This is a genomic window from Streptomyces sp. NEAU-YJ-81 (genome assembly GCF_017592595.1).
Lineage (GTDB): Bacteria > Actinomycetota > Actinomycetes > Streptomycetales > Streptomycetaceae > Streptomyces > Streptomyces hygroscopicus_B.
In genome coordinates this window covers 46,390-61,556 of sequence record NZ_JAGFNO010000025.1, presented here as the reverse complement: position 1 = coordinate 61,556, position 15,167 = coordinate 46,390, and the positions used below count along the sequence as shown (strand labels likewise).

General features: G+C 71.5%; 13 protein-coding genes. 9 read left to right on the top strand and 4 right to left on the bottom strand.

What is annotated here, in order from left to right:
• Positions 1-41: 41 nt before the first annotated feature.
• The 6 genes from dhaL to J5X86_RS37095 all read left to right on the top strand — a co-directional run bounded on the left by dhaL (position 42) and on the right by J5X86_RS37095 (position 6,572).
• A complete protein-coding gene (dhaL, locus tag J5X86_RS37120) occupies positions 42-677 on the top strand; it encodes a dihydroxyacetone kinase subunit DhaL (RefSeq protein WP_208521067.1) in 636 nt (211 codons plus the stop codon).
• Positions 674-1,090, top strand: a complete 417-nt coding sequence (locus tag J5X86_RS37115) for a PTS-dependent dihydroxyacetone kinase phosphotransferase subunit DhaM (RefSeq protein WP_119993257.1) — start codon at positions 674-676, stop codon at positions 1,088-1,090. The genes dhaL and J5X86_RS37115 overlap by 4 nt, the downstream gene beginning before the upstream one ends.
• Before the next feature lie 662 nt (positions 1,091-1,752).
• Entirely contained in the window at positions 1,753-2,832 is a 1,080-nt protein-coding gene (locus J5X86_RS37110) for a polyprenyl synthetase family protein (RefSeq protein ID WP_208521066.1), read from the top strand.
• Positions 2,829-3,752 carry a terpene synthase family protein gene (locus J5X86_RS37105; RefSeq protein WP_208521065.1) on the top strand — a complete coding sequence of 308 codons (924 nt, stop codon included), beginning with the start codon at positions 2,829-2,831 and terminating at the stop codon, positions 3,750-3,752. Before J5X86_RS37110 ends, J5X86_RS37105 begins: the two co-directional genes overlap by 4 nt.
• Positions 3,753-3,766: 14 nt before the next feature.
• A complete protein-coding gene (locus tag J5X86_RS37100; RefSeq protein ID WP_208521064.1) occupies positions 3,767-5,128 on the top strand; it encodes a cytochrome P450 in 1,362 nt (453 codons plus the stop codon).
• A gap of 82 nt (positions 5,129-5,210) precedes the next feature.
• A complete protein-coding gene (locus tag J5X86_RS37095) occupies positions 5,211-6,572 on the top strand; it encodes a cytochrome P450 (protein ID WP_208521063.1) in 1,362 nt (453 codons plus the stop codon).
• 122 nt (positions 6,573-6,694) lie between these two features.
• On the opposite strand, the gene J5X86_RS37090 is transcribed toward J5X86_RS37095, so the two are convergent.
• Complete coding sequence (locus tag J5X86_RS37090; RefSeq protein ID WP_208521062.1) at positions 6,695-7,888, bottom strand: cytochrome P450; 1,194 nt, start codon at positions 7,886-7,888, stop codon at positions 6,695-6,697.
• Between the two features lie 122 nt (positions 7,889-8,010).
• On the opposite strand from J5X86_RS37090, the gene J5X86_RS37085 reads away from it, so the two are divergent.
• Positions 8,011-8,691 carry a TetR/AcrR family transcriptional regulator gene (locus J5X86_RS37085; RefSeq protein WP_208521061.1) on the top strand — a complete coding sequence of 227 codons (681 nt, stop codon included), beginning with the start codon at positions 8,011-8,013 and terminating at the stop codon, positions 8,689-8,691.
• Between the two features lie 198 nt (positions 8,692-8,889).
• The gene (locus tag J5X86_RS37080) at positions 8,890-10,311 is read left to right on the top strand and encodes an MFS transporter (RefSeq protein WP_208521060.1); all 1,422 of its coding nucleotides are present in this window, start codon (positions 8,890-8,892) and stop codon (positions 10,309-10,311) included.
• Here J5X86_RS37080 and J5X86_RS37075 read toward each other — a convergent pair.
• The 3 genes from J5X86_RS37075 to J5X86_RS37065 all read right to left on the bottom strand — a co-directional run bounded on the left by J5X86_RS37075 (position 10,305) and on the right by J5X86_RS37065 (position 13,892).
• Positions 10,305-12,359 (bottom strand): GAF domain-containing protein, encoded by a 2,055-nt coding sequence (locus tag J5X86_RS37075; RefSeq protein ID WP_208521059.1) that lies wholly within the window; start codon positions 12,357-12,359, stop codon positions 10,305-10,307. The genes J5X86_RS37080 and J5X86_RS37075 overlap by 7 nt on opposite strands.
• 191 nt (positions 12,360-12,550) lie before the next feature.
• Positions 12,551-13,357 carry a 3-hydroxybutyrate dehydrogenase gene (locus J5X86_RS37070; RefSeq protein WP_208521058.1) on the bottom strand — a complete coding sequence of 269 codons (807 nt, stop codon included), beginning with the start codon at positions 13,355-13,357 and terminating at the stop codon, positions 12,551-12,553.
• 55 nt (positions 13,358-13,412) lie between these two features.
• Complete coding sequence (locus J5X86_RS37065; protein ID WP_208521057.1) at positions 13,413-13,892, bottom strand: NUDIX domain-containing protein; 480 nt, start codon at positions 13,890-13,892, stop codon at positions 13,413-13,415.
• Between the two features lie 204 nt (positions 13,893-14,096).
• Between J5X86_RS37065 and J5X86_RS37060 the strand changes: the two genes are divergently transcribed.
• Positions 14,097-15,119 carry an O-antigen ligase gene (locus J5X86_RS37060; protein WP_243982428.1) on the top strand — a complete coding sequence of 341 codons (1,023 nt, stop codon included), beginning with the start codon at positions 14,097-14,099 and terminating at the stop codon, positions 15,117-15,119.
• The last annotated feature ends 48 nt before the right edge of the window (positions 15,120-15,167 follow it).

The following is a 15,167-nucleotide window of genomic DNA, read 5'->3' as shown; positions in this document are numbered from 1 at the left end:
TACGTACGCTGTCGCCGTTGGCTACGACCGAGGAGGCGCCTGTGTCCAGCAGTGAACCCGCCGTCGATGACACGCTCGACACCCCTTTTTTCCTCCGATGGCTCACCGCCGCGGCCACGTCCGTGAGCCGTGAGGCGGCCCGTCTCACCGACCTGGACTCCGCGATCGGCGACGCCGACCACGGCACCAATATGCAGCGCGGCTTCGCCGCCGTGGCCGAGGCGCTGGAGAAGGAGCCGCCGGGCTCGCCCGGGGCCACGCTCATCCTGGCCGGGCGCCAGCTGATCTCCAAGGTGGGCGGGGCGTCCGGACCGCTGTACGGGACGCTGCTGCGGCGGGCCGGCAAGGCGCTCGGCGACGCCGAGCAGATCACCCCGCAGCAGCTGGCGGACGCGCTGCGGGCCGGGGTGGACGCGGTGGCGCAGCTCGGCGGCGCCGCGCCCGGCGACAAGACGATGCTGGACGCGCTGCTCCCCGCCGTCGAGGCGCTCGGCGGGGCCACCGGGTCGTTCGCGGCCGCGGGCGAGGCCGCCGAGAAGGGCGCGCTGGCCACCGTGCCCATGCTGGCGCGCAAGGGCAGGGCCAGCTATCTGGGTGAGCGCAGCGTCGGCCACCAGGACCCGGGCGCCACCTCCTCGGCGCTGCTCATCGCGGCACTGGCGGAGGCGGCCCGATGACCGACGAGGGCGAGAAGAAGCTGGTCGGCATAGTGCTGGTGTCGCACAGCGCGGCGGTGGCGGACTCGGTGGCCGAGATGGCGAAGGGGCTGTCCGGCGGTGGCGCGGCGCCGGTCCGCGCGGCGGGCGGCACCGCGGACGGCGGGTTCGGCACCAGTCCGGAGCTCATAGCGGAGGCGGCCCACGCGGTCGACCGGGGCGCCGGAGTGGCGGTCCTGGTGGACCTGGGCAGCGCGGTCCTGGCCGTCAAGGCGCTGCTGGCCGAGGGCGATGAACTGCCGGAGGGCACCCGATTGGTGGACGCCCCGCTTGTGGAGGGGGCGGTCGCGGCGCTCGTCACCGCCTCCACCGGGGCGGATGTGGACGGGGTGCTCCAGGCGGCCTCGGAGGCGTACGACTACCGCAAGGTCTGACACCGCGAGGTCCGACACCACAAGATCGGGCACCACAAGGCTATTGAACGGGGCTCCGCCGGGGAAGGCGGAGCCTCGTTCGATCTTCAACGAACCCTCTGTCGCAATATTGCGCGCCGCTTATTCCACTGATACTCGCCGCGTACGGGGCGAGTTGCCCGTTTCGGACCGCACCCGGCTCGGCGAGACCTCCCCGGCCCCCGGCCGTCAAGTGATAGGCGCGATACCAGAACGGGCTTCCGAATCCGTCGATCTTGCGTCTAGACTGCTGATGTCCGAGTGGGGGGACTGGCGGCACTCAGGGGGAATAAATGGGCGTGATTGAGTGTGCCCGCGCACACCTGGCATCCATCGAACCGATGATGCCGACGCGGGTGTCGCACCGGCCGGTGCCCCATTGCGGGCTGGCTTGGATTCCTAGCGCGGAAATGACCCGACCGCGCCGATCTCATGGTCCCCTGAGCGTCTGATCTTCGCGCCCGTCGCGGCGCGTTCGACCCATCGACCATGGGGCAGCGGTCACATCCCGCTCCTGCCTTCATGGTGCCGTACACAGCACACACGGCAATCCATCTTTTCCAGAGAAACAAGGGTTTCCGCGTGCCTGTTTCCTTCTCCTTAATCAACGGATTTCGACATTTCGACGTGGAGGAGTCAGTCGCATGACCACACCCACGCTCAGCCCCGGCCGCTTGGATGCGGATACCGTCCGCGAGTCGGTGGACGTCGTACTCGAAGACTTTCTGTCGGCCAAGGCCCGCACCACTCCGCAACACCATCTGCCGTATCTCTCCGGACTGCTCAAGGATTTCCTGTCCGGTGGCAAGCGCATACGGCCCCTGTTGTGTGTCACCGGCTGGCAGGCCGTCGGCGGCGGTGAGGACACCGACGCGGTGTTCCGGGTGGCCGCCTGCCTGGAGATGTTCCACGCCTTCGCGCTGATCCACGACGACGTCATGGACGACAGCGACACCCGCCGCGGCCGGCCGACCATCCATCGCACCCTGGCCGCGCTGTGCGCCGCCGACCGCAGGCCGGATCAGATCGAGCGGTTCGGGGTCAGCGGGGCGGTGCTGCTCGGCGACCTCGCGCTCACCTGGTCGGACGAGCTGCTGCACTCGGCCGGTCTCACCCCCGCCCAGTTCGACGCCGTGCTGCCGCTGCTGTCGGAGATGCGCACCGAGGTGATGCTGGGCCAGTACCTCGATCTGCAGGCCACCGGGGAGCTGACGGACGACGTCGAGGCCACCCTCACCGTCAACCGGTACAAGACCGCCAAGTACACCATCGAGCGTCCGCTGCACGTCGGAGCCGCCATCGCGGGCGCCGCCCCGGAGGCCATGGAGGCGTTCACCGCCTACGCCCTGCCGCTCGGCGAGGCGTTCCAGCTCCGCGACGATCTGCTGGGCGTGTACGGCGATCCGGAGTCCACCGGCAAGTCCCAGCTGGACGATCTGCGGGCCGGGAAGAACACCACCCTGATCGCGCTCGCCCTGCGCGGCTCCGACAGCGCCCAGGCGGCGCGGTTGCGCAGCCTCATCGGCAATCCGCTGCTCGACGAGTCGGACGCCGTGACCATCCAGGAGATCTTCGCCGCCACCACCGCCCGGGAGGCCGTCGAGCAGATGATCGACGACCGCCGGACACAGGCCCTGCGGGCCCTCGACGACGCCCCATTCACCGCGGACGCGGTCAACGCGCTGAAGCTGATCGCCCGCATGGCCACTGTGAGGAACTCATGACGACAGGACTTTCCACGGCCGGGGCCCAGGACATCAGCCGGAGCAGCGTCCGCCCGTACCTGGAGGAGTGCACCGGCCGCTTCCAGGAGATGTTCGACCGCTACGTCGTCACCCGGCCCACCAAGGTCGAATTGACCGACGCCGAACTGCGCGAGGTCATAGACGACTGCAACGCGGCGGTGGCCCCCCTCGGTAAATCGGTTTCCGATGAGCGCTGGATCTCCTATATGGGGGTGGTGCTCTGGTCCCAGAGCCCCCGCCATATCAAGGACATGGAGGCGTTCAAGGCCGTCTGCGTCCTGAACTGTGTGACGTTCGTGTGGGACGACATGGATCCCGCACTGCACGACTTCGGTCTCTTCCTGCCGCGGCTGCGCGCGATCTGCGAGAAGTACTACGACCCCGAGGACGCGGAGGTCGCGTACGAGGCCGCGCGCGCCTTCGTCACCAGCGACCACATGTTCCGCGACTCGCCCATCAAGGCGGCGCTGTGCACCACGTCCCCGGAGCAGTATTTCCGTTTTCGGGTCACGGACATCGGCGTCGACTTCTGGATGAAGATGTCGTACCCGATCTACCGGCATCCGGAGTTCACCGAACACTCCAAAACAAGCCTGGCCGCGCGGATGACCACCCGCGGACTCACCATCGTCAACGACTTCTACTCGTATGACCGCGAGGTCTCGCTGGGCCAGATCACCAACTGTTTCCGGCTCTGCGATGTGAACGATGAGACGACGTTCAAGGAGTTCTTCCAGGCCCGGCTCGATGACATGATCGAGGACATCGAGTGCATCAAGGTGTTCGACCAGCTGACGCAGGACGTCTTCCTCGACCTGATCTACGGCAACTTCGTCTGGACCATCAGCAACAAGCGCTACAAGACGGCCGTCAACGACGTCAACTCTCGCATTCAGTAAGGGAACGGGGAACCGTGACTTCCACGAAGAGCTCCGCACAGCCGGAGCACTCCTGGACCACCGGCACGGCGCCCGGCTCGGTGCCGCTGCTGGGGCACACTCTGGCGCTCTGGCGCCGTCCGCTGCAGTTCCTGGCCTCCCTGCCCGCCCACGGCGATCTGGTAGAGGTGAGGCTGGGGCCCAGCCGCGCCTATCTGGCCTGTCATCCCGAGCTGGTCCGCCATGTGCTGCTCAATCCCCGTGTGTTCGACAAGGGCGGGGTCTTCGACAAGGCACGGCAACTGCTCGGGAACAGCCTCTCGGTCTCCCGGGGCGAGGATCACCGCACTCAGCGGCGGATGATCCAGCCCGCGTTCCACACCCCGAAGATCGCCGACTACACCGCCGCGGTCGCCGATGACACCCGCGCCGCGATCGGCTCCTGGGAGCCGGGGCGGACCCTGGACCTCAGCGACACCATGCACGCCCTGCTGATGCGGGTCGCCGCGCGGACGCTGTTCTCCACCGGGATCGACGAGGCGACGATCGACGAGGCGCGCCACTGTCTGCGCATCGTCTCGCACGGCATCTACAAGCGCACCATGGCGCCTTTGGGGATCATGGAGAAGCTCCCGACCCCGGGCAACCGCCGCTATGACCGGGCCAATGCCCGGCTGCGGGAAATCGTGGACGAGATGATCCGCGACCGCCGGCGCTCCGGCGCCGACCACGGCGATCTGCTCTCCACGCTGCTGCGCGCCGAACACCCCGAGACCGGCGAGGGGCTGGACGACGGCGAGGTCCTCGACCAGGTGGTCACCTTCCTGGTCGCCGGGAGCGAGACCACAGCCTCGACGCTCGCCTTCGTCTTCCATCTGCTGGGCGCCCACCCGGAGGTGGAGAAGCGGGTGCACGCCGAGATCGACGAGGCCCTCGAGGGCCGTTCACCCACCTTCGAGGACCTGCCGTCCCTGGAGTACACCCGCGGGGTCATCACCGAGTCGCTGCGGCTGTATCCGCCGTCCTGGATGGCGATGCGGGTGACGGCGGCCGAGACGGACCTCGGCGGCCGCACCATCCCGGCGGGCACGATGATCCTGTACAGCGCCCAGGCGCTGCACCACAACCCCGAACTGTTCCCCGACCCCCAGCGGTTCGACCCGGAGCGCTGGCTCCCCGACCGTGCCAAGGAGGTGCCGCGCGGGGCGCTGCTCCCGTTCGGCGCGGGCAGCCACAAATGCATCGGGGACGTCCTGGCGCTGACCGAGACCGCCCTCATCGTGGCGACGATCGCGAGCCGGTGGCGTCTTCGCCCGGTGCCCGGGACGACGTTGCGCCCCGAGCCGAAGGCGACGCTCGAACCCGGCCCGCTGCCGATGGTGTGCGAGCCGCGCTGACGACGTCCGGTCCGGGGTCCGCCCCGGACCGGACGCCCCGTACCTTCCGTACCCCACCTCGCGAGCGAAGGACATCTTCCGCATGAGGACCGCGCAGCAACCGGCGACGCGCCACTGGCGGCACGCCCTCGCCCCCGGCGGGCTTCCGCTGGCCGGCCATGTCCTGCTGATGGGCCGCAAGCCGCTTCAGTTCCTGGCTTCCCTGCCCGCCTACGGCGATCTGGTCGAGCTCCGGCTGGGGCCCCGGCCCGTCTTTCTGCCCTGTCATCCGGAGCTGGTCCAGCAGGTGCTGGTGAACGCGCGGATCTACGACACCGGCGGACCGGTCAAGGAGAAGGCGAAGCCCATCCTGGGCAACGGCCTGATCACCTCCGACTGGGCGGACCACAGACGGCAGCGCCGGCTGGTACAGCCCGCCTTCCAGGCCGCCCGGATCGCCAAGTACGCCGAGGTGATGGAGCGGGAGTGCGAGGCCGAGTCGACGGCGTGGACGGCGGGCCGTCCCATCGACGTCAGCCATGAGATGCTCGCGCTCACCGCGCGGGTGACGGCCCGTGCGCTCTTCTCGACCGATATGGCGCCGCATGCCGTGGCCGAGATCCAGCACTGTCTGCCCATCGTCGTGGAGGGCGCCTACCGGCAGGCGATCGACCCCACCGGGCTGCTGGCCAAGCTTCCGCTCGCGGCGAACCGGCGCTTCGACGACGCGCTCACCCGGCTCAACCAGCTCATCGACCGCATGATCGACGACTACAAGGCGGCGGACGACGGCGACCGCGGCGATGTGCTGTCCGCACTCTTCGCCGCACAGGACGACGAGACCGGCGGCACGATGTCGGACCAGGAGATCCACGACCAGGTCATGACCCTGCTGCTGGCCGGGATCGAGACCACCGCCTCCGCGCTGACCTGGGCCTGGTTCCTGCTCGGCCGCAATCCCCGGGCCGAGGCCGCGCTGCACGCCGAGGTCGACGAGGTGCTGGGCGGGCGGGCCCCGCGGTACGCCGACGTCCCCCGGCTCGCCTACACCCAGCGGGTGTTCAGCGAGGCGCTGCGGCTCTTCCCGCCCGCGTGGCTGTTCACCCGGACCACCACCGAGTCCACCGAGCTCGGCGGGCGGCGGCTGCCCCCGGCGTCGGACGTGCTGATCAGCCCGTATGTGCTACACCGCGATCCGGCCCTCTTCCCCGACCCGGAGTCCTTCGACCCCGACCGCTGGCTCCCCGAGCGGGCCAAGGATGTGGCGCGCGGCTCGTATCTGCCGTTCGGCGGTGGCAGCCGGAAGTGCATCGGCGATGTCTTCGGCATGACGGAGGCGACACTGGCCCTGGCCGCGATCGCGGGCCGCTGGCGGATGCGCCCGATTCCGGGGACGAAGATCCGGCCGAGGGCGCAGATGAGCCTTACCGCCGGTCCGCTGCGCATGATTCCGGAACCACGCTGAACGCCCTGGCCCCCGGACCGCGGTGGGCACGCACCGCGGTCCGTCGAGCGTCCTCGGCCGGGGCGGCCCGTCGAGCGTATCCGGCCGGGGCGGGCGGGGGCTCAGGCGTCCGGAGCCGGAGTTCAGGCGTCAGGAGTGGGGGTGAACCGTACCGGCAGCCGGCGCAGTCCGCGCAGCATCAGGCTGGGCCGCCAGGCGAGTTCGGCCGGATCGGCGTCCAGGGCGAGATCGGGGCAGCGCTCCAGCAGGGCCCGGAAGGCGACGGCTCCTTCGAGCCGGGCCAGCGGGGCGCCCAGGCAGTGGTGGACCCCGTGCCCGAAGGCGAGATGGCCGCGCGACGAGCGCCGGATGTCGAAGTGGTCCGGCTCGGCGAAGCGATGGGGGTCGCGCGACCCGGCGGCCAGGGCGACCGCGATCGGCTCCCCGGCCGCAATGGCGGTACCGGCGATCTCCACCGGCTCCTTGGTGAAGCGGAACGCGGCGCTCTCCACCGGGCCGTCGTAGCGCAGCATCTCCTCGATCGCGCCCTCCAGCAGCGACCAGTCGGCGCGCAGCGCGGCCAGCTGCTCGGGGTGGCGGAGCAGGGCGAGGGTGCCGCTGGAGATCAGGTTCGCGGAGGTCTCGTAACCGGCGACCAACAGCACGAACGTCATGCCGAGCATTTCCTCGTCACAGAGCGCGTCACCGTCCTCGTCCATGGTGCGGACCAGGGCACTGAGCAGATCGCCGCCGGGAGCGCCGCGCTTGGACTCGATGAGCTCCGCGAAGTACCCCGTAAGGGCCTGGGCGGCGGCACCGGCGGCCTCCGGGCGGGTCATGTCGGTGCTCTCGAGGTACCAGTCGTGGAACGCCTTGTGATCCGTCTCCGGGACGCCGAGCAGCTCGCATATGACGGCCAGGGGCAGCGGCAGCGCGTAGTCCTCGACGAGATCGGCCCGGCCCAACGGGACCATGGCGTCCAGGAGTCCGTCCGCGATCTGCCGCACGCGCGGGCGCAGTGCCTCGATCCGCCCCGGGGTGAAGGCGCGGGCCACCAGCCCCCGCAGCCGGGTGTGGTGCGGCGGGTCGGTCTGCACCATGTTCCGCCCGATGGCGTTGCCGCCGTCGTCCTGCCACGCCGCCGAGTGCCGGACGTCGTTGCTCAGCCGGGGATCGGTCAGCGCGGCGCGGGCCTCTTCATGGCCGACGACGAGCCAGAACTCACCGGAGGCGTCGGTGCGCACCCGGTGGACCGGGCCCCGTTCCCGCAGTCGTGCGTAGACCGGATACGGGTTGACGACGAAATCCGCGCCGAGCGCGGACAGATCCTGGGGCATGCGATCCCCTCAGTCGGATGGCGGCTTCCCCCGAAGCCAGAACCGGGGATAGTTCTCCGGTCCTTCGGTGATCTTAACACTAACCGGAGAGATTCCCCCGGTTAGTGTTAGGGTTGCGGGCCATGGGCAGCCGTGTGGAGAAAGAGACACCGTTGCGCCGAGACGCACGGCGCAACCGCGAGATGCTGATAGCTGCCGCCCGGGAGATCTACACGGATCAGGGTGTGGACGCCCCGCTCGACGACATCGCCCGTCGGGCCGGAGTCGGCAGCGCCACTCTCTACCGGCGGTTCGCCGGCCGGGCGGAACTCATCGAGGCGGTATTCGGCGATTCCCTACGGGAAATCCTGCGGGCCGCCGAAGAAGCCCGCTCGGCGCCGGACGCCTGGGTCGGCCTGACAGCCTACCTGGAGCGCATATTCGGACTGCTCGCCGCCGACCGGGGCACCAACGACCTGATGACCACCGGCATCCAAGGCGTCCCCTCGCTCGACGCGCTCCGTAAGGAGAACCACAAGACGCTCGACGTCCTTCTGCGCCGCGCTCAGGAGCAGGGCGCGGCACGGAAGGACACCACGGCGGAGGACCTGCTGTTCCTGCTGGCCGCGCTCGGCCGCGCGGTCCCGGGCTCGACCGTCGCCGCACCGATGGCCTGGCGCCGCTATCTGGCCCTGCTGCTCGACGGGCTGCGCCCCGAGGGGTCCCACCCGCTCCCGGCCCCCTCGCTCACCGGGGACCAGCTCGGCGCCGCCATGCTCCAGCTCGGCAAGGTGCGGCGGCCTCGTACGGGGCGGGCCGACTAGGGGGCATTCGGGGCGGGAGGCGCCGACCCGGGGCATGTTGGACGGGGCCGTGCCGGCTCGGGGGCACCCTGGGCGGGGCGCGTCACCACAGTGGCCGGGTGAAGTGTGTCGCCCGCCTACATATCCGAGCCGAAGTGCGCATTTCTACGGTGTGGCAACACAAAATCGTCCCCGCACCCCGCTCGGAAGTGGTGACCCATGACCACCCCGGATTCTCCGGCCTCCGCTCCCCCGACCCCACCCGGCTCACTGCGCCGCATCGTCGCCGCGAGCCTCATCGGCACCACCATCGAGTGGTACGACTTCTTCCTCTACGGCTCGGCCGCCGCCCTGGTCTTCAACAAGCTCTTCTTCCCGGACTCCGATCCGCTCGTCGGCACGCTGCTGTCGTTCCTGACCTACGCGGTCGGCTTCGCCGCCCGGCCGGTCGGCGCCCTGGTCTTCGGCCATTACGGCGACCGGCTCGGCCGTAAGAAGCTGCTGATCCTGAGTCTGCTGCTGATGGGCGGCGCGACCTGCGCCATCGGGCTGCTGCCCACCCACTCCACGGTCGGTTCGGCGGCGCCCGTACTGCTCACCGCGCTGCGTCTGGTCCAGGGGTTCGCGCTCGGCGGCGAATGGGGCGGGGCGGTGCTGCTGGTGTCGGAGCACGGGGACCCGCGGCGGCGCGGGTTCTGGGCGTCCTGGCCGCAGACCGGCGCCCCGGCCGGGCAGTTGCTGGCCACGGGGGTGCTCTCCGCGCTCACCGCCCTGCTCTCCGACAACGCCTTCGAGGCGTGGGGGTGGCGGGTGCCGTTCCTGCTCTCGGGGGTGCTGGTACTGGTCGGGTTGTGGATTCGTCTCTCTGTCGATGAATCGCCGGTGTTCAAGGCGGCGCAGGCCCGGGCCGAGGCCCGTAAGGCGGCCGCGGGCGAGGCGGCCACCGAGAAGATGCCGCTGGTGGCGGTCCTGCGCCACCACTGGCGGGATGTGCTGATCGCCATGGGCGCGCGGATGGCCGAGAACATCAGCTACTACGTCATCACCGCCTTCGTCCTCGTCTACGCGACCTCCGACCATGTGGACCTCGGCAAGCAGACCGCGCTCAACGCCGTACTGATCGCCTCGGCCGTGCACTTCGCGGTCATCCCGGCATGGGGCGCGCTGTCGGACCGGATCGGGAGGCGCCCGGTGTATCTCCTGGGCGCGGTCGGCGTGGGCGCGTGGGCCTTCCCCTTCTTCCTCCTCATCGACACCAAGGGCTTCCCTGCGCTGCTGCTCGCCGTGACGGTCGGGCTGATCTTCCATGGCGCGATGTACGCGCCCCAGGCGGCCTTCTTCTCCGAGATGTTCGCGACCCGGATGCGGTATTCGGGGGCGTCGATCGGCGCGCAGTTCGCGTCCGTCGCGGCCGGTGCGCCCGCCCCGCTGATCGCCACCGCGCTCCTGGCCGACTACGGCAGCGCCACCCCGATCGCGCTCTATGTGATCGCGGCGGCCCTGCTCACCGTGGTGGCCGTGGGCGTCGCCAAGGAGACCCGGGACCGCGATCTGGCCGCCGTCGAACCGACCTCGGCCCCGTCCCCGCGCCCGGCACCGGATGCGGCGGAGCGCACGGCCCGTTCGGCCTCGGCTCAGTAGCCCACGGCCGAGGCCAGGCGGTGCAGCCGCAGGGCGAGCTGGATCTCCAGGGAGCGGGCGGGCGACTGCCAGTCGGGACCGAGCAGCCGCCCGATCCGCTCCAGCCGCTGCGCCACCGTATTGACGTGCACGTGGAGGGCGTCCTTCGTACGGGCCGGGCTCATCCCGCCCGCGAAGTACGCGTCGAGGGTGCGGATCAGTTCGGTGCCGCGCCGCTCGTCGTAGTCGATGACCGCGCCCACGGTGCGGGTCACGAAGTCCTGGACGCCGGTGCCGTCCGGGGCGCCCTCGCGGGTACCGGCCAGCAGCAGGCCGAGAAAGCCGAAGTCCTCGGCGGCGGCGCCCTGTCCGGCCCGGCCCAGCACCCGCAGGGCGGCCAGACAGCGCCGCGCCTCGGCATAGCCCGCGGCGACCTCCCCGGGCCGTGCGGCGGGCGCGGGGACGGGTGCGGAGGCGCCGACGGTGACCGCGGCGTGTACGGCGGTGCCCAGCTGCCGGGCGGTGCGGCGGGCGAGGGCGTCGGCCGTGTCGCCGTCGGCCAGCGGCAGCAGCAGAACCGTGCCGCCGTCGCGGGCGGCGGCCAGACCGTGCCGGGTGACCGCCAGATGGGATGCGGCGGACCACAGCCGCCGACGGCCCTCGGCGTCCTCGGCGGGCGCGCTACCGGAGCCGCCGCCGGGTGCGCCGCCTGACCTGCTTCCGGGTGTGGCGCCGGGGCCGCTTCCGGGTGCGCCGCCGGGACTGCCTCCGGGTGTGCCGCCGGGACCGGCGGCGGGGGTGCCGGTATCCGGGGCCTCGATGCCCGCGGCGAGCACCACATGGGGCGTGTCAAGGTCCGCCCGAAGCCGCGCGGCGCGCTCGCGCAGCAGCCGGGGCTCGCGGTCGGGGGTGTCGAGGAGGTCGTCCAGGAGCTCACCGCGCACCCGCTGTTCGGCCTCACCCGCCGAGCGGCGGGCGAGCTGCAGCAGCGAGGTGACCATCGCGGCGCGCTCCAGGGTGCGCTGGTCCATGGGGTCGAGCCGGGGGTGGCCGCGCAGCACGAGCGCGCCGAGCAGCTCGCCACCCGCCGAGACGGCGGCGACCCAGTCCTCCTCGCCGTCGCGCACCGCGTGGCCGTCGGCCCGGGACCGGTCGACGGCCGCCGCGGGCGCCTCGTCGACCTCGAGGAACTCCACGGAACCGCTGAGCACCTCGGCCACGGCATCGGCCACGTCGTGCACCCCGCCACCGCGCAGCACCAGCTCGGTGAGCCGGTCGTGGACCTCGGAGGCGCGCTCGATGACCCGGCTGCGGTCCCGGATGATCTCGTTGGCGGCCTCCAGCTCGGCAAGCGCCGTACGGGTCTCGGCGAGCAGATGGGCGGTGTCGATGGCCACGGCCGCGTGGGCGGCGAACGAACCGAGCAGGGCTGTCTGCTCGCGTTCGAACACCCGGGCCCGGCGGTCGGCCGCGAACAGCACACCGATGACCCCGCTGCCGAGCAGCAGCGGCACCCCGAGGATGGCGACCAGTCCCTCGTCCCTGACCCCCGCGTCGATGGTGTGGGTGTGCTGGAACCGCGGATCGTGGAAGTAGCTCTCGGTCACATAGGGGCGGGCGGTCTGGGCCACCAGACCGCCGAGCCCCTCCCCCATGCCGAGCCGAAGCTGCTGGAAACGGGCCGAGACCGAACCGTCGGTGACCCTCATATAGGTGTCACCGGCCGTCGGATCGTTCAGCGTCAAATAGGCGACCTCGGTGCCCAGCAGGGAGCGGGCGCGCTGCACGATGGCCTGGAGCACCGCGTCCAGATCGCGCAGCCCCGCCAGGTCGTGGGCAGTCTCGTAGAGGGCGGACAGCTCGGCCTCGCGCCGCCGTCGCCCCTCCAGCTCACCGCGCACCCGCAGCGCGAGCAGCTTGGCGCGCTCCAGGGCCGCCAGCCGGTCGGCCGGGGCCTTGTCGGCGCGGGCGCGCAGCACCGGGCGCTCGTACGCCTCGGCGGGCGCGCCGCGTACGAGCAGTTCCAGGTAGGGGGCCTCCGGCCGGTCGTCGGACATGGGCACAGGCATACTCCCGCCGGGCCCGGCGGCGCCAGCCGTAAGGCGGCCCGGTGCTCCTTCGACGGGGCGGCCGGGCAGTACGCGGTCCAGTGGCTGAGCCAATGGGCCACTGTCCGCCGACGGCTGAGCCAATCCGTTTTCGTGGCCCGGTGGCTGAGCCAATCGGCCTTCGTCGCCCGGTGACCGATCCGCTGGGCCGCTCAGTGGGCGGTCCATCCGCCGTCCATGCTGAGCGAGGCACCGGTGACGAAGGACGTGTGCGGACCGCAGAGATACGCGACGGCCTCGGCGACCTCCTCGGGTTCGACCAGCCGCTTGACCGCCGTATCGGCCAGCATCACCTCGGCGACGACCCGCTCCGGCGAGATCCCGTGGGCCTCGGCCTGGTCGGCGATCTGCCGTTCGACGAGCGGGGTGCGCACATAGCCGGGGTTGACGCAGTTGGAGGTCACCCCGTGCGCCGCGCCCTCCAGGGCGGCGACCTTGGAGAGCCCCTCCAGACCGTGTTTGGCGGCCACATAGGCCGACTTGTACGGGGAGGCGCGCAGCCCGTGCACGGAGGAGATGTTGACGATCCGGCCCCAGCCCCGCGCGTACATATGCGGCAGCGCGCCGCGCACCAGCCGGAACGGGGCCTCGAGCATCACGGTCAGCACCCGGGAGAAGACCTCGGGCGGAAAGTCCTCGATGGGCCGGACGAGTTGGAGCCCGGCGTTGTTGACCAGGATGTCGATGCCGACGGCGGCCCGTTCGGCGGCGTCGAGGTCGGTGAGGTCGAGGGGGTGGGCCTCGACCGGGCCGGGCAGTCCGGAGGCCGCGGCGACCAGGTCGGTGAGGCCCTCGGCGTCCAGATCGACGGCCCGCACCCGCGCCCCGGCGGCGGCCAGCCGCAGCGTGCAGGCCCGGCCGATGCCCCCGGCGGCGCCCGTGACGAGTGCGGTACGGCGGGACAGATCGAGGCCGTCGGACGGCCGGGGGCCCGGGCCTGGTGTGGTGGACGCGCTCATGAGGGGCACATTAGGCAGCCGCCGGGCCCGGTCCGATGTGGGGGCGGCACATACTTCACTCCGCGACGGTGGGCTCGAACCATGTCGGGCCGTCCTGGAGCGCCTGCTTGATCCGGGACAGGGAGAAGTCCTCCATCTCGGGGAGCGCGTCGAGCGGGAACCAGTCGACGTCCATCGACTCGTCGTCGTTCACCCGCGCCTCGCCGCCCACCGCACGGCAGCGGAAGCAGACGTCCACGAACTGGCACCGGTCGTCGTTGGGGTAGGTCACCGGCGCCAGGGTCCGTACGAGCACGATGCGTTCGGGGACACAGCGCACCGCGGTCTCCTCCTCCACCTCGCGGACCACCGCCGTGGCCGGCTGCTCACCGGGTTCGGGGATGCCGCAGATGATCGTCCAGCGGCCGTTGTCGGCCCGGCGACCCAGCAGCACCCGCCCCTGGTCGTCGAAGACCACGGCGCTCACGCCCGGCAGATAGAGCAGTTGGTGACCGATGGAGGCCCTGAGGTCACGGATGAAGTCGGGGGTCGGCATGGGCCGAGGGTATCGGGCGGAAAAGGGGGCGCGCACGGCGGCCGAACGGCACCCTCCACGGCGGGCGTTTCACGACCGACTCATCGTTTCTGCGCACCATATACACATTCCTTACGACAAGCGCTACGGTTTCGGGTGTCATGGCTCGCACGACGGCCGTAAGGCGTGTCGGTGCGGTGCCCGTCACGACGGGGGGTCGACGGGATGACGTCATCAGTGGTGGAGCCTGTCGTGCAGGACCACGGCAGACCGGCCGACGGATGCGCCGGCGCGTCCGATATCGCGGGGGTCCTGATCCTGGCCGGCTGCGCCGTCTGGGCCCTGATCGCGGCCATGGGGCGGCCGGCCCGCCCCGAAGGGGTGCTGCTCGCGGTACTGGCGGTGGCCGCCGGTTACGCCTGCGGCCGGATCGCCGGATCGCTGCTGCCGGTCACCGCGACGGCGGCAGCCGGGCTCGCGGGGTTCGGCCTGGCCTGCGCCTCGCCGTACGGGCTCACCGGTCATGAGGGGGCGGGCGCGGGCCAGCTCACCCTGGCCACGGGCGCGGTCTGCTGTGCGGCCTGGGCCGCCCCGCGGGCGCTGCGCCCGGCGCTGTGGCTGCTGGCCACGGCGATCACGCTGACGGCCGTGGTGGCCGGCTCGACGACGGGCTCGGTCGCGAGCGGCGCCGTCCTGGTGTGCTCGCTCACCGCCGCCCGGCACCGGCACCGGGTGCCGGCGCTCGCCGCGTGCGCGCTGATCGCGGCGGTCGCGGTCGGCGGCACCTGGGCGGTGGCCAAGGAGGCGGTCCCGGGCGGGCTCCCGCCGGCCCTGCGCGCCCATCTCACCGAGCACCGGATCCGGCTGTGGCAGGACGCGGCCCGCATCGAGGAGACGGACCCGCTGCGCGGTGCGGGCCCGGACCGCTTCGGCGAGCTGAGCCCCGCGGCGGCCCAGCCGCAGGGCCCGGAGACCAAGCCCCATTCGGCGCCGCTGCAGCAGGCGGCCGGTCAGGGGCTGCCGGGGGTGGTCCTGCTGGGCGCCGCCTTCGGCTGGATGCTCCACGCCCTGTGGCGCTCTCCGCGCCCGACTCCGGTGGTCCTTACGGCGGCCGCGACGCTCACGGCCCTGGCCGTCGTGTCCTGTCTGGACAACGCCCTGAGCTTCTCCCAGATCACCGCGGGAGCGGGCCTCCTCGCCGGACTGGCGACCGCCCGCCTGAACGACGGCCCGGGAGCGGTGCCATGAGACCCGGCACGGCGGGAGAGAACGCGCCCTCAGACGCGTCCGACGACA

Bases quoted from the DNA above. Each gene is read 5' to 3' on its own strand.
- J5X86_RS37115 (WP_119993257.1), top strand. From the start codon at position 674: ATGACCGACGAGGGCGAGAAGAAGCTGGTCGGCATAGTGCTGGTGTCG.
- J5X86_RS37110 (WP_208521066.1), top strand. From the start codon at position 1,753: ATGACCACACCCACGCTCAGCCCCGGCCGCTTGGATGCGGATACCGTC.
- J5X86_RS37105 (WP_208521065.1), top strand. From the start codon at position 2,829: ATGACGACAGGACTTTCCACGGCCGGGGCCCAGGACATCAGCCGGAGC.
- J5X86_RS37095 (WP_208521063.1), top strand. From the start codon at position 5,211: ATGAGGACCGCGCAGCAACCGGCGACGCGCCACTGGCGGCACGCCCTC.
- J5X86_RS37090 (WP_208521062.1), bottom strand. From the start codon at position 7,888: ATGCCCCAGGATCTGTCCGCGCTCGGCGCGGATTTCGTCGTCAACCCG.
- J5X86_RS37085 (WP_208521061.1), top strand. From the start codon at position 8,011: ATGGGCAGCCGTGTGGAGAAAGAGACACCGTTGCGCCGAGACGCACGG.
- J5X86_RS37080 (WP_208521060.1), top strand. From the start codon at position 8,890: ATGACCACCCCGGATTCTCCGGCCTCCGCTCCCCCGACCCCACCCGGC.
- J5X86_RS37075 (WP_208521059.1), bottom strand. From the start codon at position 12,359: ATGCCTGTGCCCATGTCCGACGACCGGCCGGAGGCCCCCTACCTGGAA.
- J5X86_RS37070 (WP_208521058.1), bottom strand. From the start codon at position 13,357: ATGAGCGCGTCCACCACACCAGGCCCGGGCCCCCGGCCGTCCGACGGC.
- J5X86_RS37065 (WP_208521057.1), bottom strand. From the start codon at position 13,892: ATGCCGACCCCCGACTTCATCCGTGACCTCAGGGCCTCCATCGGTCAC.
- J5X86_RS37060 (WP_243982428.1), top strand. From the start codon at position 14,097: ATGACGTCATCAGTGGTGGAGCCTGTCGTGCAGGACCACGGCAGACCG.